The sequence below is a fragment of the Pseudomonas sp. NPDC088429 genome, from assembly GCF_044753305.1.
GTDB lineage: Bacteria > Pseudomonadota > Gammaproteobacteria > Pseudomonadales > Pseudomonadaceae > Aquipseudomonas > Aquipseudomonas rustica.
The window spans coordinates 96,724-120,657 of the sequence record NZ_JBIVMX010000010.1 but is presented as its reverse complement, the minus strand read 5'-3'; the positions used below and the strand labels follow the sequence as shown (position 1 = coordinate 120,657).

The following is a 23,934-nucleotide window of genomic DNA, read 5'->3' as shown; positions in this document are numbered from 1 at the left end:
CGGCGAGGACAACGGCAAGCTGCTCTATTGCTCCTTCTGTGGCAAAAGCCAGCATGAAGTGCGCAAATTGATTGCCGGCCCCTCGGTCTTTATCTGCGACGAGTGCGTCGACCTGTGCAATGACATCATCCGCGAGGAGGTGCAGGAAGCACAGGCCGAGAGCAGCGCGCATAAATTGCCTTCGCCTAAAGAAATCAGCGGCATCCTTGATCAATACGTCATTGGTCAGGAGCGTGCGAAAAAGGTTCTGGCCGTAGCGGTGTACAACCACTACAAGCGCCTTAACCAGCGTGACAAAAAGGCTGACGACGTCGAACTCGGCAAGAGCAACATCCTGCTGATCGGCCCGACAGGCTCCGGTAAAACCCTGCTGGCCGAAACACTGGCCCGCTTGCTGAACGTTCCGTTCACCATCGCCGACGCAACCACCCTCACCGAGGCGGGTTATGTAGGTGAAGACGTCGAGAACATCATTCAGAAGCTGCTGCAGAAGTGCGATTACGACGTAGAGAAAGCCCAGATGGGTATTGTCTACATCGATGAAATCGACAAGATTTCGCGCAAGTCCGACAACCCGTCGATCACCCGGGACGTTTCCGGTGAAGGCGTGCAGCAGGCCTTGCTCAAGTTGATCGAAGGCACGGTCGCTTCCGTACCGCCGCAAGGTGGCCGCAAGCATCCGCAGCAGGAATTCCTGCAGGTCGACACCCGTAACATCCTGTTCATCTGCGGTGGTGCGTTCTCGGGTCTGGAAAAGGTTATTCAAAACCGTTCCACCAAAGGCGGCATCGGTTTCAACGCAGAAGTGCGCAGCAAGGAAGAAGGCAAGAAAGTCGGTGAATCCCTGCGTGAAGTCGAGCCTGACGATCTGGTCAAGTTCGGTCTGATCCCGGAATTCGTCGGTCGTCTGCCGGTACTTGCGACGCTGGACGAGCTCGACGAGGCTGCGCTGATGCAGATCCTCACCGAGCCGAAAAATGCTCTGACCAAACAGTATGCCAAGCTGTTCGAGATGGAAGGCGTCGATCTGGAATTCCGTGCTGACGCGCTGAAATCCGTCGCCAAACGTGCCCTGGAACGCAAGACCGGTGCTCGTGGCCTGCGCTCGATTCTCGAAGGTGTATTGCTCGACACGATGTATGAAATCCCCTCGCAGTCTGAGGTGAGCAAAGTCGTGATCGATGAAAGCGTGATCGAAGGCAAGTCCAAGCCACTGTATATCTACGAAAACAGTGAGCCGGCAGCCAAGGCAGCACCGGACGCGTAAGCGTCCACCCTGCCGCAACAAAGAAGGGGCCTTCGGGCCTCTTTTTTTTTATGGCATTTTTTACATCCGCTTTGCGCTTGTTTTTTTTCAAGGCAGCCCCCATCTTGGTTTCAAGCTCAATTCCATCTGATTACGGCCATATGGCCGCCGTAGAGGCGAAATCATGAAGACAACCATCGAATTGCCTCTCCTGCCATTGCGTGATGTCGTGGTTTATCCGCACATGGTTATCCCACTGTTCGTGGGGCGCGAGAAATCCATCGAAGCCCTCGAGGCCGCGATGACGGGCGACAAGCAGATCCTGCTGCTGGCCCAGAGAAACCCGGCTGACGACGATCCCGGTGAAGACGCTCTCTATCGCGTAGGTACCATCGCTACCGTTCTGCAACTGCTCAAGCTGCCTGACGGCACTGTCAAAGTGCTGGTCGAAGGTGAACAGCGCGGTACTGTTGAGCGTTTCAGCGAAGTTGACGGCCACTGCCGCGCTGAAGTCTCGCTGATCGAAGAAGTCGACGCCGCCGAGCGCGAATCCGAAGTGTTCGTGCGCACACTGCTGTCGCAGTTCGAACAATATGTGCAGTTGGGCAAAAAAGTCCCGGCTGAAGTCCTGTCGTCGCTCAACAGCATCGATGAGCCGGGTCGTCTGGTCGACACCATGGCCGCGCACATGGCGCTGAAAATCGAGCAGAAGCAGGAAATCCTCGAAATCATTGATTTGTCGGCCCGGGTCGAGCACGTTCTGGCGCTGCTAGATGCCGAGATCGATCTGCTGCAAGTCGAAAAACGCATTCGTGGCCGCGTCAAAAAGCAAATGGAGCGCAGTCAGCGCGAGTACTACCTGAATGAGCAGATGAAGGCCATTCAGAAAGAACTCGGCGACAGCGACGAAGGCCACAACGAAATCGAAGACCTGAAAAAGCGTATCGACGCTGCCGGTCTGCCGAAAGACGCGTTGGCCAAAGCCACGGCCGAGCTGAACAAGCTTAAGCAAATGTCGCCGATGTCCGCTGAGGCCACCGTGGTGCGCTCGTACATCGACTGGCTGGTGCAGGTGCCGTGGAAGGCACAGAGCAAGGTACGCCTTGATCTGGCGCGCGCTGAAGACATTCTCGACGCCGACCACTACGGCCTCGAAGAGGTCAAGGAACGCATCCTTGAATACCTCGCCGTGCAAAAACGTGTGAAAAAAATTCGTGGCCCGGTGTTGTGCCTGGTCGGTCCTCCGGGCGTGGGTAAAACCTCGCTGGCCGAGTCGATCGCTCACGCCACCAACCGTAAATTCGTGCGCATGGCCCTCGGTGGTGTGCGGGATGAAGCGGAAATTCGTGGTCACCGCCGGACTTACATCGGTTCGATGCCGGGAAGATTGATTCAAAAGATGACAAAAGTGGGCGTTCGCAACCCGCTGTTCCTGCTCGATGAAATCGACAAAATGGGCAGCGACATGCGTGGCGATCCGGCGTCGGCGTTGCTGGAAGTGCTCGATCCAGAGCAAAACCACAACTTCAACGATCACTATCTGGAAGTCGATTACGACCTCTCGGATGTGATGTTCCTGTGCACCTCGAACTCGATGAACATCCCGCCGGCGCTGCTCGACCGCATGGAAGTCATCCGTCTGCCGGGCTACACCGAAGACGAAAAGATCAACATTGCCGTCAAATATCTCTCGCCAAAACAGATCACCGCTAACGGTCTGAAGAAGGGCGAGATTGAATTTGATGAAGAGGCGATCCGCGACATCATCCGTTACTACACCCGTGAAGCCGGTGTGCGTGGCCTCGAACGTCAGATCGCCAAGGTCTGCCGCAAGGCTGTGAAAGAGCACGCGCTGGAAAAACGCTTCTCGGTAAAAGTGACAGCTGATTTGCTGGAGCATTTCCTCGGTGTGCGTAAATTCCGCTATGGTCTGGCCGAGCAACAGGATCAGATCGGTCAAGTGACCGGCCTTGCCTGGACTCAGGTTGGTGGCGAATTGCTGACCATCGAAGCCGCTGTCGTGCCGGGTAAAGGTCAACTGATCAAGACCGGTTCGCTGGGTGATGTGATGGTCGAATCGATCACCGCAGCCCTGACCGTCGTGCGCAGCCGTGCCAAGAGCCTGGGCATTCCTGTGGACTTCCACGAGAAGCGCGACACGCACATTCACATGCCGGAAGGCGCGACCCCGAAAGACGGTCCTAGCGCCGGTGTAGGCATGTGCACGGCCCTGGTGTCGGCATTGACCGGCATTCCGGTGCGCGCTGATGTCGCCATGACCGGTGAAATCACCTTGCGCGGTCAAGTGCTGGCAATTGGTGGTCTGAAGGAAAAACTGCTCGCGGCACACCGCGGCGGAATCAAGGTTGTGATTATTCCTGAAGAAAACGTACGTGATCTCAAGGAGATTCCGGACAACATCAAGCAGGATCTGCAGATTAAACCGGTTAAATGGATTGACGAGGTCCTGCAAATTGCGCTGCAATACGCGCCGGAGCCCTTGCCGGATGTGGCTCCGGAGATAGTTGCCAAGGATGAAAAACGTGAGTCTGATGCTAAGGAAAGAATTAGCACGCATTAGTATGCTTTTGCCTGGGTGGCTTCCTTGACAGCTTTTTAGAGCCCTTGTTATAAAGCGGCTCTTAAGTGTCTGTAGGCCATTCAGCACTCGTTTTTGCTTTCACCAAAAAACTTAGAATCATCTCAAAATAGATATAAGGGGACTTAGAGTGAACAAGTCGGAACTGATTGATGCTATCGCTGCATCCGCTGATATCCCGAAAGCTGCTGCTGGCCGTGCGCTGGACGCTGTAATCGAATCCGTCACTGGCGCTCTCAAGGCTGGCGACTCTGTTGTTCTGGTTGGTTTCGGTACGTTCTCCGTGACTGATCGTCCAGCCCGCGTTGGTCGTAACCCACAGACCGGCAAGACGCTGCAAATCGCTGCTGCTAAAAAACCAGGCTTCAAAGCCGGTAAAGCACTGAAAGAAGCGGTTAACTAAGTTCGTTACAAGTTTTTACCCATCCGGGTCGGGGTCATCCCTGACTTGGCAGCGGAGCGGTAGAGCAGGTCGCTGAAACAGGCGCCTGTAACGCCGGGATCGAGGGTTCGAGCCCTGTCCGCTCCGCCAGTTACGAGAAGGCGCATCCTCGGATGCGCCTTTCTTCTATCCGGATTCTACCCACGCTCCACGGTTGCCTAATTTGAAGTTCAACCGTTTCTGGGGGACGCATGCTGCAGAATATCAGGGACAATTCACAAGGCTGGATTGCCAAGACCATTATCGGGGCCATCATTTTGCTGATGGCTTTGACCGGTTTCGATGCCATTTTTCAGGCCACGACTCACAAGAACGAGGCGGCCCAGGTCAATGGTGAAGAGATCAGCCAGAACGAGCTAAGCCAGGCGGTTGATATGCAACGCCGTCAGCTGATGCAACAGCTGGGCAAAGATTTCGACGCTTCGCTGCTCGATGAAAAAATGCTTCGCGAATCGGCCCTCAAGGGTTTGATTGATCGCAAGCTGCTGCTGCAAGGCGCAGAACAATCGAAGTTCGCTTTCTCCGAAGGCGCTCTGGATCAGGTGATCCTGCAAACCCCTGAATTCCAGGTGGACGGCAAGTTCAGCTCCGATCGTTTCGACCAGGTGATCCGTCAACTGGGCTATAGCCGTATGCAATTCCGCCAGATGCTGGCTCAGGAAATGCTGATCGGCCAACTGCGTGCCGGTATCGGCGGCAGCGGTTTCGTCACCGACGCTGAAGTGTTGGCCTTTGCCCGTCTGGAAAAACAGACCCGCGATTTCGCCACCCTGAGCGTCAAAGCCGACCCAGCCTCGGTCAAGCTGACTGACGATGAGGTCAAGGCTTACTACGACGAACACGCCAAAGAGTTCATGACTCCGGATCAGGTGATCGTCGATTACGTTGAGCTGAAGAAGGCTTCGTTCTTCGACCAGGTCACCGTGAAAGACGAAGACCTGCAGGCGGCGTATCAGAAAGATATCGCCAACCTGTCGGAACAGCGTCGTGCCGCGCACATCCTGATCGAAGTGAACGACAAGACTACTGAAGCTCAGGCTAAAGCGAAGATCGAAGACGTCCAGGCGCGTTTGGCCAAGGGCGAGAAATTCGAAGCGCTGGCCAAGGAGTTCTCGCAGGATCCGGGTTCGGCCAACAATGGCGGTGACCTCGGTTTCGCAGGCCCTGGCGTCTACGACCCAGCCTTCGAAAAAGCACTGTACTCGCTGAACAAGGATCAAGTGTCCGACCCGGTTCGCACCGATTTCGGTTACCACCTGATCAAGCTGCTGGGTGTTGAAGCGCCAGAAGTGCCAACCCTGGCCAGCCTGAAAGACAAGCTGACCCGCGATCTGAAAGCCGCGCAGGTTGAGCAGCGTTTCGTCGAGGCGACCAAGCAACTGGAAGACTCCGCGTTCGAAGCATCCGACCTGGCCCAGCCAGCGGCGGATCTGAAACTGACCGTGCACACCTCCAAGCCGTTTGGCCGTGAAGGTGGCGAAGGTCTGGCGGCCAACCGTGCTGTGGTGACTGCTGCATTCAGCACTGAAGTGATTGATGAAGGCGCCAACAGCACCGCCATCGAGCTGGATCCGGATACCGTGGTTGTATTGCGTGCCAAGGAACACTTGAAGCCTGCGCAATTGCCTCTGGAAAGCGTGAACGTGGCGATCCGCGCTCAACTGACCAAAGAGCACGCCAGCGCGGCTGCCAAGACTCAGGCCGAGAAGCTGATTGCTGATCTGCGTGAAGGCAAGGCAGTTGATGCGCAGAACTGGAAAATCACCGAAGCGGCCACTCGTGCGCAGGAAGGTGTTGATCCGGCGGTTCTGCAGGCGTTGTTCCGTATGCCGAAGCCGGCTGCCAAGGACAAGCCTACGTTTAGCAGTGTGACGCTGCCGGACGGTAGTTTGATGATTGTGCGTCTGAATGGCGTGAATGAAGCGGCTGCACCGACGGATGAAGAGAAGGCGCAGTACCGTCGCTTCCTGGCGTCGCGTGAAGGTCAGCAGGACTTTGCGGCGTATCGTAAGCAGTTGGAAGCTCAGGCTGAGATCAAGCGGTTTTGATCGTTGACTGAGTTTTGGAGAAAGCCCTGACGTGAGTTGGGGCTTTTTTTTGGGCTTGGGGTTTTGGGTGTATATCCGTTTTTTGGGTGATGGCTGATTAGGGTTCCGCCCTTACGGCGGGTCACTTTTGCAGACGCCCAAAAGTAACCAAAACGCTGTGCCCTGACGTCCGGCCCTCGCTAAGGCTCGGGTTCCTTCGCTCCGGGTTCATCCGGGGGCATCGCCTACGGTTTGCTTCGCTGCACCTCCTCTCGATGCTTTCCCCGTATGAATCCCTCCACTCAGCCTCCCGACGGGCTCTAAGATCAAGATCAAAAGCAGGCGAGCTGACACTCGGCCTAATTGGGTGCGGGCTCACCGCGATTTCATGTAGGAGCTGCCGAAGGCTGCGATCTTTTGATCTTGCTTGTGTAGGAGCAGAGCTTGCTCGCGAAGGCTGCCCTGTACTCAATCCCTGTGGGAGCTAGCCTGCTAGCGAAGGCAACCTGTCAGCCAACCAAAGTCTGAATGCCTGTGTTCACCCTTATCTGGTTCGCGGAAACCCATGGGTTCTCGCTGTCACCGTCGCACACAGACTCATCAGCAACAACGCGATCACAATCCATGGAAACGCTCCAACCCCCAAATTATCCAGCAACAACCCCCCAGCCAATCCACCGCCCGCAATTCCGACATTCCACAATGTCACCAACATCGATTGCGCAGTATCCGCAGCATCCTTCGCCGTTTTCGCCGAGGCTGTTTGCAGCAGCGAAGGCATCGCACCAAATGCGAGGCCCCAAACAGCCGTAGCGATGTAGATCACGCCAGCAGACTCGCGCCACAAACCCAACGCAATCGCCGACAGCATGAACAGTGCTGCGCTGATCAGTACCAATTCGCGTAGCCAGCGATCAATCAGGCTACCGACGATCCACAAGCTCAGCACCGACGCCAGGCCGAACACCAGCAGCACGCGGTCAACGGAGGTATCGAGTCCGGACGGTTTCAGGAACGGGGCGATGTAGGTGTAGAGCAGATTGTGTGCGACGACGTAGGTCAAGGTCACGAACAGCACCGGTCGTACGCCCGGGAGGGTAAATACCTTACGCAATGGCAGACGTTTTCCTTCTGGTTCTCCGGCGAAGTCGGGGACTTGCCAGCGTACCCAGATCACTAGCAGCACGGTCAGGGCGGTCATGATGGCGAAGCTCAGGCGCCAGCCGATCAAGGTGCCGAGCAGGGTGCCGGCCGGGATGCCTAGGGACAGCGCGATGGGAGCGCCGAGCATAGCGACGGTGATGGCGCGGCCTTGCAGATGGGGGGCGACCATGCGGCTGGCGTAGCCGGCGAGTAGTGCCCAGAGCAGGCCGGCGAATATGCCGGCAATCAGGCGTGCGATCAGGGTTAGCCAGTACAACTCCGAAAGGGCGGTGATGCTGTTGGCGATGGCGAAGCCGCCGATGGCGGAGAGCAGCAGGGGGCGTCGGCGCCAGCTTCGGGTGGCGAGGGTAAGTGGAATGGCGGCGAGTATTGAGCCGATGGCGTACATCGTCACCAGTTGTCCGATCAGTGCCTGGGAGACTTTCAAACCGCTGCTCATTTGCGGCAGCAGGCCGGCGGGCAGGGCTTCGGTCATGACGGTGATGAACCCGGCGGTGGCCAGGGCCAGCAGGGCGCCGAGGGGTAAGCGTTCGCGTTGTTGGAGCGAGGCTTCAAGTGTGCGGCAGGTGAGTTGTGCGTCGTTCATGAGCATTCATCCGTGGGCAAAGGTCAACGAGTGCACAGGGTAGGGCGCTGCGACTTGGCGAAAAACAGGTTAAGGTTCCGAACATATCGGACACGGATGTCTTGAATCGGGAGGGTGTATGGATCGCCTTGGCAGTATTTCGGTATTCATTCAGGTCGCCGAGACGCGCAGTTTTACTGAGGCGGGTCGGCTGACCGGGGTGTCTTCGTCGGCGGTTGGTAAAAGCATTGCGCGTCTGGAGGCGCGGCTGGGGGTGCGCTTGTTTCATCGCACCACGCGTAGCATCACGCTGACCAGCGAGGGGGCATTGTTCCTACAGCGTTGCCGTAAAATTCTGGCGGATGTTGAGGCTGCAGAGTTCGAACTGTGTGATGCCGCTGCGCAACCGCAGGGAAAATTGCGTATCAGCGTGCCGCAGGTGTTGGGTCTGGTGATGCCGGTGATGACTGAGTTCATGACGCTGTACCCGCAGATTGAACTGGATCTGGATTTGACCGATCGCATGGTCGACGTGGTTGAAGAGGGTTTCGATGCCGTGATCCGTACCGGCAAACCGCGTGACTCGCGGTTGATGGCGCGGCCGTTGGGCGAATTTCGGATGGTACTAGTTGCCAGTCCCGCTTATCTGCAGCAGCGGGGTACGCCGCAACGTCCTGCCGATCTGGCCGATCACGCCTGTTTGCGTCACATCTTTCACGCCACTGGCAAACTCGAGCCGTGGCCGCTACGGCGTGAGGAGGGTGCGGATGAGCCGAAATTGCCGACCCGGCTGGTGAGTACGTCCATTGAAGCGGTGAACCACGCGGCGCAGGCGGGGATGGGCATTGCCTGCCTGCCGGATTTCATGACCCGCGAAGCGGAATCGCAGGGGTTGCTGCATCGGGTGCTGGATACGCATCTGCAACATGTCGGGCAGTTCTGGGTGTTGTGGCCGTCGAGTCGCCACGCCACCGCGAAGTTGCGGGTTTTCATCGATCATTTGGCGTTGCGACTTTTTCCGGTAAATGAAGGTCGGATAGAGTTGTAACTGTTTCAAGACACTAATCCATACGGCGCGGGTCAGCGATCTGTTGCACAATACGCCCCGGACTGTTTTCCCCCAGGATGTTTAATGTTGATTTCCACTCCCTTGCGTGTTGTCGGTTTGGCGTTGTTGGTGGCTGCTGTCGCCGGCTGTTCGAAAGACAAGCCGATGTATGAGCATGAGAATTTCGACGATTCCGGCATGTTTTCGCGTAATTACCCGGTCGCCGACACCGCCAGTTGCGAAGCCGCACGGCGTGCGTTGCTCAGTCAGGGTTACATCATCACCAGCAGCGACCCGAAACTGGTCAGTGGCCACAAGAGCTTCCAGCAGACCGGCGATACGCACTTGGAGATCAGCTTCAACGTGGTCTGCGCCGAAGACAGCAGCGGCAAGCATCACGCGACAATGTTCGCCAACGCCCTGCAGGATCGCTATGCACTGAAGAAGACCAACAACTCGGCCAGCCTCGGTGTTGGCGTGCTGGGCTCGGTGTCGATGCCGATCGGCTCGTCGGACGACTCGATGGTGAAAGTCGCCAGCGAGACAGTGATTTCGCAGAAGTTCTATGAGCGCTTCTTCACGTTGGTCGAGCAGTTCCTGCCGGCGGATGCGAAGAAAGCGGCGCACATCGAAGAGAAGCCGAAGGCTGATCTGGGCGTACCTGAGCCGAAACCCGTGGCTGCGCCATTGGCACCGGTGCCGGCGGCAGAAACCGCTCCAGCCCCGACGCCTGCCCCGGCTGCGACGCCTGCACCTGCTGCAGAACCGGCGCCGGCACCAGCCGAAGTTGCCCCGGTCAGCTCTGAACCTGTTGCCCCACCTGCGGAGTCCGCGCCAATCACCCCGGCTCCAGTCGCAGAACCCGCGCCGACACCGGAAGTGATCACGCCACCGGCCAATCCAACAGACATCCCGCCGCCGTCCGAACCAATCCCGGCGATGCCAGCCAGCGGCCAGTAATCCAGCCCGAACTTCTGTAGGAGCAAGGCTTGCCCGCGAAGGCGTCAGACTAGTCAACATAAAAAGTGTTGGCTGGTCTGACGCCTTCGCGGGCAAGCCTTGCTCCTACGAGGTTTTTAGGTGGCATAAGATTTCGTTACATTCCGCTGACAATAATCCCGCGATAAATTCCTGACCTGCTGCTACGTTTTATCCATGAAGGGCGCGTTTCATTTTTCCTTCACACGGGCACTTTATGCTCGGGGCACGGGTCGATTGATCAGGCCATTTTTCAGAGAGCAGTAGGGGGATTACGCAATGGATGACTATCAAGAAGAGCTGCTCGAATTTCACGCCTACGAACTGGATCAGCCTGAACCTGCTGAAGACGCTACCGAGCTGTAAGCGTCACGCGGTTTTACGGTGACTACGGCGGAATTCGCCCGGTGTCTGGCCGCTCCAGCGTTTGAATGCACGCTGAAAAGCCTCGGCTGAGGCAAACCCCAGCAGGTAGGCGATTTCACCGAACGCCAGTTCCGTGTCGCGGATGTAGGTCATTGCCAGATCACGGCGAGTGTCATTGAGGATCGCGCGAAACTGTGTGCCTTCCTCGGTCAGTTTGCGCCGCAACGTCCAGGTCGGCAGCTTCAAGCGCGCCGCCACTTCTTCCAGGTCGGGTTCCCGGCCACCATTCAACAACGGCCCCAATAACTGCGTGATGCGTTCACGCAGGCTGCGGGTGCGGGTCAGTTGTTCCAGTTCTCGCTCACACAATTGCAGCAAGTGCCGCCAGGTGCTCGGGCAGTGTTCGGGGTTACGTTGGGCGAGGCTGGTCAAGCTGAGGCGCAATTGATTACGCTCGGCACCGAACTGAATCGGGCATTCACCCAGCACGCTGTAAGCGTCGCGGTAATCCGGCGCGTCGAACTCGATCTCGATGCGCTCGGCGCGCAGCGGTTCACGGCTGACACTGGCGAGCTGATGCAGCCATCCAGCGATAATCGAATCCACCACAAAACGGTTGTAGGCGTTGTACGGGCTGATTGAATAGAAACGCAGCCACGCGCCATTCGCGTCTTCGTGGAAACTCGATTGACCACGATAGTTGGAGCCGTACAGCGGTTCGAAACGAATCAGGCAACGCGCCGCTTCACGCACGGTCGGCGCTTGTGCGGCGGTGACGCCCGCCAGCCCGGCCTGACTCAAGCGACTGAGCTGGCCCATGCGCAAACCCAGCGCCGCATCACCGGTCAGTTGAATCGCCGCGTGGCCCAAACGCATGTAGCGCGGAATCGATAACCGCGCGCCAGCCTCGGCCAATCGCGCAGCATCCAGACCGTACTGCTCGAGCAAGGGCAGCGGATCGGCGTCATGACTGCGCACGGCATCGGCGAGGCTGTGCACGAAACCCACCGATAAATCGCCCAGACGCATCGGCTGCGGTTTCATGGCTTACAACCAGACGTTCAGCAAACGTGCGCCACGGGCCTCGCCGTCGGCGAACTGTTGGCCGTTGCTGCTGAGGAAGCTCTGCCCCGAACTCAACTTGTCCCAGAACTGCCCGCGCAGGAACACGCTCATGCCGGCCAGCGCGTTGTTGGCGGGCGGTTGCGCGGTGAGGGTCAGGCGATGCCAGGCCTGACCTTCGCTGACTTCGCCGGGTTTGAGGCTGACCGAACTCGGTGTACTCGAACCCTTGTAGCCGCCCCACGGTTGATCCCACACGTTGTGCCCGACGACAAACGCCGGCACCGCCACCAGTTGCGCGCCTTGCGCGTCGAGCTTGCGGTAGTTGTCCGGATACCAGCTGTCGCTGCCGATCAGGATGCCGAGGCGCCCGGCCGGGGTGTCGACGACGTTGATGGCGTGTTGATCTTCGCCTTCAAGCACATCACGTTGATCGAAGATCGGGTGCATCTGCCGTTGTGGCTGGCCGAGCGGCACGCCGTCACGACCAAACACCACGCTGCTGTTAAACAGCGCGCCGCTACCGGGTTTGAGTTGACCGTCACGAATACTCGGCTCGGGCAGCACGATGGAGCCGGCCACCAGCGTCACATGAAATTCCTTGGCCAGACCGCCGAACAGCGCCTGGTAATCCTTGGCCATCGACTTGGACTTCATGCGCAGATGCGCGTCATTCAGTCGGTTGCTGCCCTTGGCCGTCAGCCACGCACGGGCAAACAACAACGGATTGCTCGCCGCCAGCCAGTTCATCGCTTCGGTGAGCGTGGGCGCCTGATACAGCTCGTCTTTTTCGCCGCTGATCATCAGCCAGGTGCCGACGTGCTCGGGCAATACGACGATTGTCTTGTCATTCAACAAGCCTTGATCCTGCGCTTGCTGCAGATACGCCGCGAGCTTGCGGTGCAGGCGCTCGGGGCTTTGATAGTCGGTGGGGTAGAGTTCGGGCTGGATGCCCAAGAGATTGCCACGGTCGGCGGGTGTGCCTTGATCGACCGCGAGTTTGATTCGCAGATCCGACAGGTAATGTCCCGCCGGGCGGTCTGCCGCCCACATGGCGTAGGAAGCAAGGACGGCCACGAGGGCCATGGAAAATGTCAGGTACAGAAGTTTGCGCATGAATTCCAACAGAACCGGGTGCATGGTGTGACGCGGGTCGATGATACCTCAATAGTGCCGGGCGAGGGCGCAGGCACGGGGCCATGCCTGCGCCTGACACTCATTGCAGAGCGCCGACGGCGTGGTGCGAACAGGCTGCCAGATCCTCGAGAAACGCTTCGAGAATGGGCGGCGGCGCGATGCCGCGCCGGGTGATCACGTCGAACGGCGAGACCAGTTGCAGGCTGTCCGGGGCCAATTGGTGCATCTCGCCGGTCTTGACCCATTGTCGGGCGAAATGGGCCGGCAGGAAGCCCAGGTAGGCACCGGAGATCAGCAGGATCGCCAGCGCCTCGATGTTATCCACCGTGGCCGCCGCTTTGCTCACGCCCAGGTGCTCAAGATCGTATTGCTGCATGTAACCGCGCACGACAATGCGACTCTCGGTAATCGCCTCGAGCAGTTCAGCCCCTTCGGCCTGACTGCCATACAGCGGATGCCGGCGCCCGCAATACAAGCCCAGCGCTTCCTGATACAGCGGCGTGTGCAGCAGGCCCGGCACATGGATCGGGAAATGGCCGATGGCCAAATGCAGTCTGCCGTCGAGCACGCGTTCTTCGAGTTCGGCTGGGGTGCCGACGTACACATTGAGATGCACGTCATGGCCGCGAGAAACGAAACGCTGCGTCGTACGTGGCAGTGGCGAGTCGGGGTCGGTGATGGTGGTGTCGATGATGCCGAGGTTGAGCTTGCCGCTGATGTGCTGCTTGAGTACATCGGCGTCCATGCAGAAATTCTCCACTGCCGACAACAGGCGCTGGGTCGCTTCATGAATGGCCACGCCTTGCTCGGTCAGGCGAAAACCGCCGCGCCCGCGCTGACAAAGCTTCACCCCAAGACGGGTTTCCAGGTGCGACATCTGTTCGCTGATGGTCGACTGACCGGCATTCAATGCTGCCTGCGCTGCGGAAAAGCCGCCGCAACGAACAATCGTGGCAAACACCCTGAGCAACTTCAAATCGACATCGTGCAGCTGAATCACCTGGAACCTCCCGCGTGTGGATGCATCGGCAATGCCGATATGAGTATCTGATGTTTGGCATTTTTTCCACGAAAACCTGCGCCCATAGTCACTGCAACGACGGTCGCCTTGCAGTCCGCCGAGCCGATAACAACAAGTGGAGAGGCTTGAAATGTCCAATAACGGTTATGAATCCGGGCGCCTGAACTTGCCTTTCGTGGGGCATTGCACCTTCGGCAAATCACCGGTGTGCACCGACTGGGACGCGCTCGATGCCGATGTCGCAGTACTCGGCGTGCCCAACGATATGGGCACCCAATGGCGCTCCGGCGCACGTTTCGGGCCGCGCGGTATTCGCGAGGCGTCGACGCTGTTCTCCTTCGGTCACGCCGGTGCCTACGATCACGAAGATGACGTGATGTACCTGACCGCCGCCGATGTGCGCATGGTCGACGTCGGTGATGCCGACATCGTCCACACCGATATGGTCACCAGCAATCTCAACACTGAATACGCGGTGCGCAAGATCCTCGATGCCGGTGTCATGCCGGTGGTGCTTGGCGGCGATCATTCGGTGCACGCGCCGGTGATCAAGGCATTCGAGGGACGCGGGCCGATTCACATCATTCACTTCGATGCGCACCTGGACTTCGTCGATGAGCGTCACGGCGTTCGTTACGGCCATGGCAACCCGCTGCGCCGCGCCTCGGAAATGAACCACATTGTCGGTATGACCCAAATGGGCATCCGCAACGTGTCCTCGTCCAATCGTGATGACTACGAAGCAGCCCATGCGGCGGGTTCGAAGATCCTCTCGGTGCGCGACGTACGCCGCCTCGGGGTGGAAGGCGTGTTGGCGCTGATCCCGCAGAACATCAACTACTACATCACCATCGACATCGACGGTTTCGACCCGTCCATCGCCCCCGGCACCGGCACGCCGAGCCACGGCGGTTTCCTCTATTACGAAGTGCTGGAAATCATTCAGGCGCTGGCCAAACGCAGCCAGGGCAGCATCGTCGGCATGGATCTGGTGGAAGTGGCGCCGGTGTATGACCCGACCGGCATGACCTCGATTCTGGCCGCGCAACTGTTGCTGAACAGCATCGGTTTCATCTTCCACGAACGGGCCAAAGTGCGCGCCGCCGACAGCGTTGCCACCCCCGCCTGAGCCGTCCGGCAGAGAGAGTAAACATGGACACGATCGTCAAGCAGTACCTACAGAAATTCGGAGTATCCGAAGCAACGCAAACCTTCCTCGGCAAGGCGCAGAAGTTGTTTATCGGTGGCGCGTTTGTCGATGCCAGCGACGGGCAAACCGCTGATGTCATCGAACCGTCGACCGCCGGCCTGATCACGCGGATTCCGATGGGCACCGTGGAAGATCTCGATCGCGCGGTGCAAGCGGCGCGCGCGCAGTTCGACGGCGGTGCGTGGCGCCAGGCAAAACCGGCAGAACGCGAACGCTTGATCCAGCGTCTGGCAGATCTGATTGAGCAGAACGCCGACGAACTGGCAGAAATCGAATCAATCGACATGGGCAAGTCCGTGGCCTTCGCCAAGGACGTCGATATTCAGGGCACCGTCGACACCCTGCGCTACTTCGCCGGGTGGGCGACCAAACTTCACGGGCGTACGGTCGAGCCTTCGCTGCCCGGCAACTATCTGGCGTATACGCGCAAAGAAGCCGTGGGCGTGGTCGGCGCGATCGTGCCGTGGAATTTCCCGCTGCAAACCATGGCCTGGAAACTCGGCGCGTCGCTGGCCGCCGGTTGCACGGTGGTGGTCAAACCGGCCGAACTGACCTCGCTGTCGGCGTTGCGTTTTGCCGAATTGGTGAAGGAAGCCGGGATCCCCGACGGCGTCATCAACATCGTCTGCGGGCGCGGCACCGTGGTTGGCGCGGCGATGGCCTCGCACCCGGGCATCGACAAATTGACCTTCACCGGCTCGACGCCGGTCGGCCGTACAGTCGGGCGTGCAGCCGTCGACGAAATGAAGCGACTGACGCTGGAACTCGGCGGAAAATCCCCAGTAATCGTCTTCGCCGATGCGGACATTCCGGCGGCGGCACAAGCGGTCGCCAATGGCGTGTTTTTCAACTCGGAACAGGTCTGTGATGCCGGCACCCGCGCTTATGTGCATCGCAGCGTCTACGAACAATTCCTCGGTGAACTGATTGCCTACACGCGCACATTGAAGATCGCCCCGGGGCTGGATCCCGACTGCTTTATCGGCCCGTTGGTTTCGGCCGTGCAACAGCAGCGCGTGCGCGATTACATCGAGACCGGCAAGCAGGAAGGCGCCGAACTGGTTTATGGCGGCCAACCGATTGAAGGCCCTGGCTTCTTTGTAGAACCGACGATTTTTGCCCATTGCCGCAACGACATGCGCATTGTTCAGGAGGAGATTTTCGGCCCGGTGCTGGTGACCGCGCCGTTCGACGATGACGAAGAAGCGCTGGCGCTGGCCAATGACTCGGCATTCGGCCTCGCGGCGGCGCTGTATTCCAATGATTTGGGCAAGGTACACAGCCTGATTCCGCGTTTGCGGGCCGGTTCGGTTTACGTCAACGCCCATGGCACTCTCGACCCGTCGATGCCGTTCGGTGGCTACAAACAGTCCGGTTTCGGCAAGGATCTCGGCGCCGAGCAACTCGACTATCTGCTCGAAACCAAAGCGGTCTGGATCACGCTGCCCTGACCCGGCAGGCCTCAAGGAGAAAGCACTGAACAACCCCTCTCCACGGGGGAGGGGCAACCCGAAAGGATGCCGTTACTTCGTCATGATCTTCCAACAATAAGAGCCCATCATGAACATAGAAGCCAAAGCCGCTCCTGGTGTGTCACTCCTCGGCGACAAACCTGTCGTCGAGGGTCATTCGATCGATTTCATTCCGGAAAACGAACGCACCGACAAGTTATCCAGTCAGGGGCCGTTCTGGTTTCTGGGCAACTTCACTTTCTTCACCATGACCATCGGTTTCGTTGGCCCGAGTGTCGGGCTGACCGCGCTCTGGACGACGCTCGCCGGCACGCTGGGCATCATGTTCGGCACACTGTTCATGGCGTTTCATGGCTCGCAAGGCCCGCACCTTGGGTTGCCGCAAATGATCCAGTCGCGGGCGCAGTTCGGCTATCGCGGAGTGATCCTGGTGCTGCTGGCGACGCTGTTTGTGTTCGCCGGTTTCAACATCGTCAATCTGGTGTTGATGATGCAGGGCATGCACACGCTGTTCGGTTTCGAGCCATGGTTGGTTGCCGTGGCAGTGACGATTCCGGCGGCGATTCTGGCGATCCTCGGCCATGACTGGATGCACCGCAGTTTCAAATGGGCGTTGTGCCTGTCGATTCCGTTGTACGGTCTGGTGACGTTGGCCGTGCTGATGGGCTGGGTGCCGGATGCGCCGCTGCCCGTGCTCGCCGCCGGGGACATCGCGCCACCGCCACTGGGGTTTAACTGGACCGGTTTCATCGCGCAGTTTGCCGCCGCCGCCAGCTACAACATCGCTTACGCGCCTTACGTCTCGGACTATTCGCGGTATCTGCCGAAGAACACCTCCAGCGGCAAGCTGATTGCCGTGGTGTTTGTCGGCGCCTCGTTGTCCGGCGCGTGGATGATTTCCGTGGGCGGCTGGCTCGCCGATCACCTGCATTCCACCGACGTGCTGGTGGCGCTCGGACAGGTCGGCAATGTGATGTCGCCACTGGTTGGCACGGCCGTGGTGGTGATCACGATTCTGGCGATCCTGCCGGTGATTGCGATGAACATCTACAGCGCCAAACTGACCACGCTGACGTGCGTCGACTCGATCAAAAAAATCCAACCCACACGCAAAGCACGGGTGCTGGCGATCACCTTCGTGATCCTCCTGCAATTGGGCGTGGCGCTGAGTATTCAAAGCACGGGCAAAGGTTTGTCGGTGCTGGGGATTTACCTGGTGGTGATGCTGTACTTCCTGGTGCCCTGGACGTCGGTCAACCTCACTGACTACTTCTTCGTGCGCAAGGGCCGCTACGCCATCCCGCACTTCTTCATGCCCAAGGGCAACATCTACGGCAGTTGGGGCCTGCGCGGCATCGCCGCGTACGCCATCGGGTTTGTCGCGATGATCCCGTTTTTCTACATCTACGACGGCGTTGAACAGCGCGAGGTGTATGTCGGCCCGCTTGCCAGAGCGCTGGGCAGCATCGACATCGCCTGGCTGGTCGGGCTGCTCGTGTCGGGACTGGCGTATTACTGGTTCAGCCGCTCGATCGACCTGGCGAGCGAAGAAACCGTGATCCGCCAGATCGAAAAAACCTCTCCGCAATACACCACCGGCGACTCGCTGACGCGACGCGTGTCGCCCGCTACCAAGCCATCGACGGCCGGGAGATAAGCATGGCTACGCAAAAATACGACTACATCATCATCGGTGCCGGCTCCGCCGGTTGTGTGTTGGCCAACCGCTTGAGCGAAGACCCGGACACCTCGGTGCTGGTGCTGGAATTCGGTGGCAGCGATCGCAGTGTGGTGATCCAGATGCCGAGTGCTTTTTCGATTCCGATGAACACCAAAAAATACAACTGGCGCTATGAAACCGAACCGGAGCCATTCCTCAACGGACGGCGCATCCATTGCCCGCGTGGCAAGGTGCTGGGTGGTTCTTCATCGATCAACGGGCTGGTCTACATTCGCGGTCACGCCTGCGATTTTGACGAGTGGGAATCCCTTGGTGCGCAAGGCTGGGGCTACCGTAATTGCCTGCCGTATTTCCAACGTGCCGAGCACTATGAAGCGGGCGGCGATAACTATCGCGGGCAGACCGGGCCGCTGCACACCACCAACGGCAACCACATGAAAAATCCGCTGTACGGCGCGTGGGTGCAGGCCGGCGCCGAGGCGGGTTACATCAAGACCGACGACTGCAACGGCTACATGCAGGAAGGTTTCGGCGCGATGCACATGACCGTGAAAAATGGTGTGCGCTGTTCAACGGCCAACGCCTATTTGCGCCCGGCGATGGAGCGCCCGAACCTCACCGTGATCACCCACGCGATGACCCGGCAGATCCTCCTCGACGGCAAACGTGCGGTCGGCGTCAGCTATGACCACAACGGCCAGACGCACGAGGTCTATTGCCGGCGCGAAGTAGTGGTTTCGTCCGGGCCAATCGGCTCGCCGCACCTGCTGCAACGCTCCGGCATCGGCCCGGCCGACGTGCTGCGCAAGGCCGGCATCGAGGTGCGCCACGATCTGCCCGGTGTCGGTGAAAACCTGCAGGATCACGCCGAGGTGTACATCCAGTTCAGTTGCAAGGAACCGGTGACCCTCAACAGCAAAATGGATCCGCTGAGCAAATTGCTCATCGGTTTGCGCTGGCTGCTGTTCAAGGATGGCCTCGGCGCGACCAACCATTTCGAGGCTGGCGGGTTTATCCGTTCGGACAAGGGTTTGCGCTGGCCGGACATTCAGTTTCACTTCCTGCCGGCGGCCATGCGTTACGACGGCAACAAGCCGATCAAGGGTCACGGCTTCATGGTGCTCACCGGGCCGAACAAACCCAAGAGCCGCGGCTATGTGCGCGCACGCTCTGCGGATCCTTACGAGCATCCGCAGATCCAGTTCAATTACCTGCAACGCGAAGAAGACCGCGAAGGTTTCCGCCGCTGTATCCGCCTGACCCGGGAGATCATCGGCCAGAAAGCCATGGATCGTTTCCGCGACAGCGAGATCGCTCCCGGCGTTTTGGTTAACAGCGACGAAGACCTCGATGCCTTCGTTCGCGAAAACCTCGAAAGCACCTATCACCCGTGCGGCTCCTGTCGAATGGGCGAGGACGCGCTGGCGGTGGTGGACTCCGAACTGCGCGTGCACGGCCTCGATGGATTGCGCGTGATCGATTCGTCGGTGTTCCCGAGCGAGCCGAACGGCAACCTCAATGCTCCGACCATCATGCTCGCCGAACGCGCCAGTGATCTGCTGCGCGGGCGGGCGATGTTGCCGCCGTCAGAGGCGCCGGTGGGGCTGGTGCAGGATTGGGAGAACAGCCAGCGCACATCGTTGCCAGGGCGCAATGTCCGGGTTTAGCTGTTCGAGTGATCCAGCGCCGACGTAGGTGGTGTGCATTTAGATCATTAAGTTGTCAGTTACGGTCATTGAGTGATCACGGTGCGGCTCTTAGTCTGTCGAACATGACTGACGGGGGACGCAGAGCTCCCGCAACTTTTCCGTGATTGCTCGTTGTGGAGTTACCGATGACCGCCGCTCATTACCCGCACCTGTTGGCCCCGCTGGATCTGGGATTCACCACGCTGCGCAACCGTACCCTGATGGGCTCGATGCACACCGGCCTGGAAGAAAAACCGGGCGGTTTCGAGCGCATGGCGGCGTACTTCGCTGAGCGTGCGCGCGGCGGTGTTGGCCTGATGGTGACTGGCGGGATCGGCCCGAACGACGAGGGCGGCGTGTACTCTGGTGCGGCCAAGCTGACCACCGAAGAAGAAGCGCTCAAGCACCGCATCGTCACCCGCGCGGTGCATGACGCGGGCGGCAAGATCTGCATGCAGATTCTCCACGCCGGTCGTTATGCCTACAGCCCGAAACAAGTGGCACCGAGTGCGATTCAGGCGCCGATCAACCCGTTCAAGCCAAAAGAGCTGGACGAAGAGGGCATCGAAAAGCAGATCAGCGATTTCGTCACTTGCTCGGTGCTGGCGCAAACCGCCGAGTACGACGGCGTCGAAATCATGGGCTCGGAAGGCTATTTCATTAACCAGTTCCTCGCCGCGCACACCAACCACCGTACCGACCGTTGGGGCGGCAGCTACGAAAACCGTATGCGCCTGCCGGTGGAAATCGTCCGCCGTGTGCGCGAAGCGGTGGGCCCGAACTTCATCATCATTTTCCGTCTGTCGATGCTCGACCTGGTCGAGGGCGGCAGCACCTGGGATGAGATCGTCACCCTGGCCAAGGCCATTGAGCAGGCCGGCGCGACCATCATCAACACCGGCATCGGCTGGCACGAAGCGCGGATTCCGACCATCGCCACCAAAGTGCCGCGTGCCGCGTTCAGCAAGGTCACGGCCAAGCTGCGTGGTTCGGTGAGCATTCCGTTGATCACCACCAACCGCATCAACACCCCGGAAATCGCCGAGCAGATTCTCGCTGAAGGCGATGCCGACATGGTCTCGATGGCACGGCCGTTTCTCGCTGACCCGGACTTCGTCAACAAGGCTGCTGAAGGCCGCGCCGACGAAATCAACACCTGCATCGGTTGCAATCAGGCGTGCCTCGATCACACCTTCGGCGGCAAGCTGACCAGTTGCCTGGTCAACCCGCGTGCCTGCCACGAAACCGAACTCAACTATCTGCCGGTGCAGCAGATCAAGAAGATTGCCGTGGTCGGTGCTGGCCCTGCCGGTTTGTCTGCCGCGACCGTGGCGGCCGAGCGTGGCCATCAGGTGACCTTGTTCGATTCGGCCAGCGAAATCGGCGGTCAGTTCAACATCGCCAAGCGTGTGCCGGGCAAAGAAGAGTTTTTCGAAACCCTGCGCTACTTCAAGCGCAAGCTGCAAACCACCAATGTTGAGGTGTGCCTGAACACTCGCGTTGATGTTGCGAAACTGGTTGAAGGCGGCTACGACGAAATCATCCTCGCCACCGGTATCGCGCCGCGTCTGCCGGCGATTCCGGGTGTCGAGAATGCCAAGGTGTTGAGCTACATCGATGTGATCCTTGAGCGCAAACCGGTTGGCAAGCGTGTCGCGGTGATCGGTGCTGGCGGCATCGGTTTTGACGTCTCGGAATTCCTTGTTCATGAAGGCGTTGCGACCAGTCAGGATCGCGCCGCGTTCTGGAAAGAGTGGGGCATCGACACGAAACTGGAAGCACGCGGTGGCGTCGCCGGGATCAAAGCGGCGCCGCATGCACCGGCGCGTGAAGTGTTCCTGTTGCAGCGCAAGAAAACCAAGGTCGGCGACGGTCTGGGTAAAACCACTGGCTGGATTCACCGTACCGGTTTGAAGAACAAGCAGGTGCAGATGCTCAACAGCGTGGAATACCTGGGCATTGATGATGACGGTCTGCACATTCGCATCGGCGAAACCGGCGAGCCGCAATTGCTGGCGGTGGACAACATCGTGATTTGCGCGGGGCAGGATCCGTTGCGTGAGCTGCACGATGGTCTGGTCGCGGCGGGGCAGAATGTGCACCTGATCGGCGGCGCGGATGTCGCGGCAGAGCTGGATGCCAAACGCGCGATCAACCAAGGCTCGCGCCTCGCAGCCGAACTTTGATTCCGCAGGTCTAGAGTGCCAATGGCCATCGCGAGCAGGCTCACTCCTACAGGTTTTGTGTTCGCTGCAAAACCAATGTAGGAGTGAGCCTGCTCGCGATGGCTGCCTATGAGCGACTAGAATGCTGGCTCTGTCCAGATTGAATAGCCGCCAATGCTTTTGCCTCCCTCCGATTGGCTACCCCAAGCCCCCCTCGAACCCCTTCATCTGGATTGGCTCACCGCCGCCGGCATCGAAGTAGCGATCCTGCGTCTCGACCAGATCGACCCGCTGATCAGCGGTAACAAGTGGTTCAAACTCAGCGAACACCTCAAAGCTGCCGACCGTGCGGGCGCCGAAGGCATCATCAGCCTCGGCGGTGCGCACTCCAATCATCTGCATGCATTGGCAGCGGCCGGAAAACGGCTGGGGTTCAAAACCGTGGGGCTGTTGCGCGGGCATGCGCAGGAAACGCCGACGGTAAAGGATTTGCAGGCGTTCGGCATGCACCTGCATTGGTTGGGGTTTGCCGGTTATCGGGCGCGGCATGAGCCGGGGTTCTGGTTGCCATGGCGGGCGCAGTATCCAGAGTTGCATTCGGTGCCGGAGGGTGGCGGGGGACTATCGGGTGCGCTCGGTTGCGGGACGCTTAAGGAGCAGGTCGGCGCGCAATTGCATTCATTGGGCTGGAGTGATTACCACGGCTGGTGGCTGGCGTGCGGCACCGGGACGACGTTGGCGGGATTGGTGCTTGCCGAGGCGGGGGCGCATACGGTTTATGGTGCGTTGGCGGTGCCGGAAGATCACGGTGTGGCGCCGCAGGTTGAGTCGATTCTGCGAGAAGCGGGGCGGGTGGATGCGGGGTATGAATTGATTGATGCCAGCCGAGGTGGTTTTGCCAAGGTTGATCCGGGGTTGTTGGCGTTTATTGAACAGACCGAACAGGCTAGCGGTGTGCCCTTGGAACCGCTGTATACCGGCAAAGCGCTGCTGGCCCTTAAGGAACAGATAGACGCGGGCAGATTTGCCAGTGGCACACGACTGGTCTTCGTCCACACCGGCGGCCTACAAGGCAGACGCGGTTTCCAGCCCCGATAGGTGAGATTTTTGTGGCGAGGGGATTTATCCCCGATGGGCTGCGAAGCAGCCCCCAATCCAGCCACCATAGTTCAGCCTGACTCACCGCATGCTGAGGTTTTGGGGCCGCTTCGCAGCCCATCGGGGATAAATCCCCTCGCCACAATGGTTTTCATTCCCCCAGATAGATTCCATTGCCAGCCACAATGGTTTGCATTGCCCCAGATTGATCCATTGCCAGCCACAATGGTTTGCATTGCCCCAGCTAGATTCCATTGCTTGCCACAATGGTTTGCATTGACCCAGATAGATCCCATTGCCAGCCACAATGAATGCATTGCCGCAGTGAGATCCCGGTGGGTTTACCCGCGCTTCGGCATCATCCGCAGCAACGTGTTATCCCTCACCACATAATGGTGATAGATCCCCGCCAGCGCATGCAGGCCGATCAGCCAGTACCCGACGGTGGCGATCAGCACATGCCAGTACTCAATCTGTTTGGCGAAGTCTTTGTTTTCCGCGACCAGCAACGGCAGATCAAAACCATAGAACATCACCTGATGCCCCTCGGCGCTGGTGATCAGCCAGCCAAGAATCGGCATGCTGATCATGAACAGGTACAACGCCCAGTGCATCAGCCGCGCCAGTACGGTTTGCCATTGTGGCGAGGCGGGGAAGATTTTCGGTGCCGGGCCGAGGCTGCGGGCGAGCAGGCGAAACCACACCAGCACGAATACGGTCAGGCCGAGCATGTAATGCACTTCGCGGATCAGCGTGCGGCCGCCGCTGCCTTTGGGGAAGAGGCCGCGCAATTCCATGCTGGCGTACACCAGCACCAGCAGCACCAACATCAGCCAATGCAGCATGACCGACACGGTGCTGTAACGCGATTCGGAACTTGTCCACGGCATACAGTGTTCCTCTCGATTCAGGGTTTCATCGCACCGTTTCTCTGACGGCATGCCTTAACTGTAAACCCACTTGGG

At 59.1% G+C, this 23,934-nt stretch carries 17 protein-coding genes; 12 read left to right on the top strand and 5 right to left on the bottom strand.

All coding sequences use genetic code 11. From position 1 onward, the window contains the following. From clpX to ACIP66_RS08620, 4 genes are all read left to right on the top strand, one after another. A partial coding sequence (clpX, locus tag ACIP66_RS08635) for an ATP-dependent Clp protease ATP-binding subunit ClpX (RefSeq protein WP_400647149.1) occupies nt 1-1,267 on the top strand: 1,267 nt, incomplete at its 5' end. Nucleotides 1,268-1,430: 163 nt separating this feature from the next. Continuing rightward, nucleotides 1,431-3,827, top strand: coding sequence for an endopeptidase La (gene lon / locus ACIP66_RS08630; RefSeq protein ID WP_053121792.1), 2,397 nt, complete (start codon nt 1,431-1,433; stop codon nt 3,825-3,827). A 148-nt stretch (nt 3,828-3,975) separates the two neighbouring features. Further along, nucleotides 3,976-4,248 carry an HU family DNA-binding protein gene (locus ACIP66_RS08625; RefSeq protein ID WP_008077714.1) on the top strand — a complete coding sequence of 91 codons (273 nt, stop codon included), beginning with the start codon at nt 3,976-3,978 and terminating at the stop codon, nt 4,246-4,248. 230 nt (nt 4,249-4,478) lie between these two features. After that, nucleotides 4,479-6,335, top strand: a complete 1,857-nt coding sequence (locus ACIP66_RS08620) for a SurA N-terminal domain-containing protein (RefSeq protein WP_400647146.1) — start codon at nt 4,479-4,481, stop codon at nt 6,333-6,335. 523 nt (nt 6,336-6,858) lie between these two features. On the opposite strand, the gene ACIP66_RS08615 is transcribed toward ACIP66_RS08620, so the two are convergent. After that, entirely contained in the window at nt 6,859-8,064 is a 1,206-nt protein-coding gene (locus ACIP66_RS08615) for an MFS transporter (RefSeq protein WP_400647143.1), read from the bottom strand. Between the two features lie 118 nt (nt 8,065-8,182). Here ACIP66_RS08615 and ACIP66_RS08610 point away from each other — a divergent pair, with 118 nt between their 5' ends. Then, complete coding sequence (locus ACIP66_RS08610; protein ID WP_400647141.1) at nt 8,183-9,091, top strand: LysR family transcriptional regulator; 909 nt, start codon at nt 8,183-8,185, stop codon at nt 9,089-9,091. Between the two features lie 84 nt (nt 9,092-9,175). Continuing rightward, on the top strand, nt 9,176-10,051 hold the full coding sequence (locus ACIP66_RS08605; protein WP_212551246.1) for a DUF2242 domain-containing protein: 876 nt from the start codon (nt 9,176-9,178) through the stop codon (nt 10,049-10,051). 387 nt (nt 10,052-10,438) lie between these two features. Here ACIP66_RS08605 and ACIP66_RS08600 read toward each other — a convergent pair whose 3' ends face one another. The 3 genes from ACIP66_RS08600 to ACIP66_RS08590 all read right to left on the bottom strand — a co-directional run bounded on the left by ACIP66_RS08600 (nt 10,439) and on the right by ACIP66_RS08590 (nt 13,634). Next, on the bottom strand, nt 10,439-11,479 hold the full coding sequence (locus tag ACIP66_RS08600; protein WP_053121778.1) for an AraC family transcriptional regulator: 1,041 nt from the start codon (nt 11,477-11,479) through the stop codon (nt 10,439-10,441). Between the two features lie 3 nt (nt 11,480-11,482). Beyond that, the gene (locus tag ACIP66_RS08595; RefSeq protein WP_159815340.1) at nt 11,483-12,613 is read right to left on the bottom strand and encodes a carbon-nitrogen hydrolase family protein; all 1,131 of its coding nucleotides are present in this window, start codon (nt 12,611-12,613) and stop codon (nt 11,483-11,485) included. A 100-nt stretch (nt 12,614-12,713) separates the two neighbouring features. Next, a complete protein-coding gene (locus ACIP66_RS08590; RefSeq protein WP_053121776.1) occupies nt 12,714-13,634 on the bottom strand; it encodes a LysR family transcriptional regulator in 921 nt (306 codons plus the stop codon). A gap of 151 nt (nt 13,635-13,785) precedes the next feature. Between ACIP66_RS08590 and speB the strand changes: the two genes are divergently transcribed. From speB to ACIP66_RS08560, 6 genes are all read left to right on the top strand, one after another. After that, the gene (gene speB, locus ACIP66_RS08585; protein ID WP_400647137.1) at nt 13,786-14,784 is read left to right on the top strand and encodes an agmatinase; all 999 of its coding nucleotides are present in this window, start codon (nt 13,786-13,788) and stop codon (nt 14,782-14,784) included. A gap of 23 nt (nt 14,785-14,807) precedes the next feature. Beyond that, a complete protein-coding gene (locus ACIP66_RS08580) occupies nt 14,808-16,316 on the top strand; it encodes an aldehyde dehydrogenase family protein (protein WP_400647134.1) in 1,509 nt (502 codons plus the stop codon). A gap of 109 nt (nt 16,317-16,425) precedes the next feature. Further along, complete coding sequence (locus ACIP66_RS08575; protein ID WP_400647131.1) at nt 16,426-17,994, top strand: purine-cytosine permease family protein; 1,569 nt, start codon at nt 16,426-16,428, stop codon at nt 17,992-17,994. 2 nt (nt 17,995-17,996) lie between these two features. Then, nucleotides 17,997-19,685 carry a choline dehydrogenase gene (gene betA / locus ACIP66_RS08570; RefSeq protein ID WP_400647128.1) on the top strand — a complete coding sequence of 563 codons (1,689 nt, stop codon included), beginning with the start codon at nt 17,997-17,999 and terminating at the stop codon, nt 19,683-19,685. Between the two features lie 167 nt (nt 19,686-19,852). After that, nucleotides 19,853-21,892: an FAD-dependent oxidoreductase gene (locus ACIP66_RS08565; protein ID WP_400647125.1), complete on the top strand. Its 2,040-nt coding sequence runs from the start codon at nt 19,853-19,855 to the stop codon at nt 21,890-21,892. A gap of 153 nt (nt 21,893-22,045) precedes the next feature. Continuing rightward, on the top strand, nt 22,046-22,969 hold the full coding sequence (locus ACIP66_RS08560) for a 1-aminocyclopropane-1-carboxylate deaminase/D-cysteine desulfhydrase (RefSeq protein ID WP_400647122.1): 924 nt from the start codon (nt 22,046-22,048) through the stop codon (nt 22,967-22,969). 341 nt (nt 22,970-23,310) lie between these two features. Here ACIP66_RS08560 and ACIP66_RS08555 read toward each other — a convergent pair whose 3' ends face one another. Continuing rightward, complete coding sequence (locus tag ACIP66_RS08555) at nt 23,311-23,859, bottom strand: cytochrome b (protein WP_400647120.1); 549 nt, start codon at nt 23,857-23,859, stop codon at nt 23,311-23,313. Nucleotides 23,860-23,934 lie beyond the last annotated feature (75 nt).

Coding starts and splice junctions, on each gene's coding strand:
- lon (WP_053121792.1), top strand. CDS start 1,431: ATGAAGACAACCATCGAATTGCCTCTCCTGCCATTGCGTGATGTCGTG.
- ACIP66_RS08620 (WP_400647146.1), top strand. CDS start 4,479: ATGCTGCAGAATATCAGGGACAATTCACAAGGCTGGATTGCCAAGACC.
- ACIP66_RS08615 (WP_400647143.1), bottom strand. CDS start 8,064: ATGAACGACGCACAACTCACCTGCCGCACACTTGAAGCCTCGCTCCAA.
- ACIP66_RS08610 (WP_400647141.1), top strand. CDS start 8,183: ATGGATCGCCTTGGCAGTATTTCGGTATTCATTCAGGTCGCCGAGACG.
- ACIP66_RS08605 (WP_212551246.1), top strand. CDS start 9,176: ATGTTGATTTCCACTCCCTTGCGTGTTGTCGGTTTGGCGTTGTTGGTG.
- ACIP66_RS08600 (WP_053121778.1), bottom strand. CDS start 11,479: ATGAAACCGCAGCCGATGCGTCTGGGCGATTTATCGGTGGGTTTCGTG.
- ACIP66_RS08595 (WP_159815340.1), bottom strand. CDS start 12,613: ATGCGCAAACTTCTGTACCTGACATTTTCCATGGCCCTCGTGGCCGTC.
- speB (WP_400647137.1), top strand. CDS start 13,786: ATGTCCAATAACGGTTATGAATCCGGGCGCCTGAACTTGCCTTTCGTG.
- ACIP66_RS08580 (WP_400647134.1), top strand. CDS start 14,808: ATGGACACGATCGTCAAGCAGTACCTACAGAAATTCGGAGTATCCGAA.
- ACIP66_RS08575 (WP_400647131.1), top strand. CDS start 16,426: ATGAACATAGAAGCCAAAGCCGCTCCTGGTGTGTCACTCCTCGGCGAC.
- betA (WP_400647128.1), top strand. CDS start 17,997: ATGGCTACGCAAAAATACGACTACATCATCATCGGTGCCGGCTCCGCC.
- ACIP66_RS08565 (WP_400647125.1), top strand. CDS start 19,853: ATGACCGCCGCTCATTACCCGCACCTGTTGGCCCCGCTGGATCTGGGA.
- ACIP66_RS08560 (WP_400647122.1), top strand. CDS start 22,046: ATGCTTTTGCCTCCCTCCGATTGGCTACCCCAAGCCCCCCTCGAACCC.
- ACIP66_RS08555 (WP_400647120.1), bottom strand. CDS start 23,859: ATGCCGTGGACAAGTTCCGAATCGCGTTACAGCACCGTGTCGGTCATG.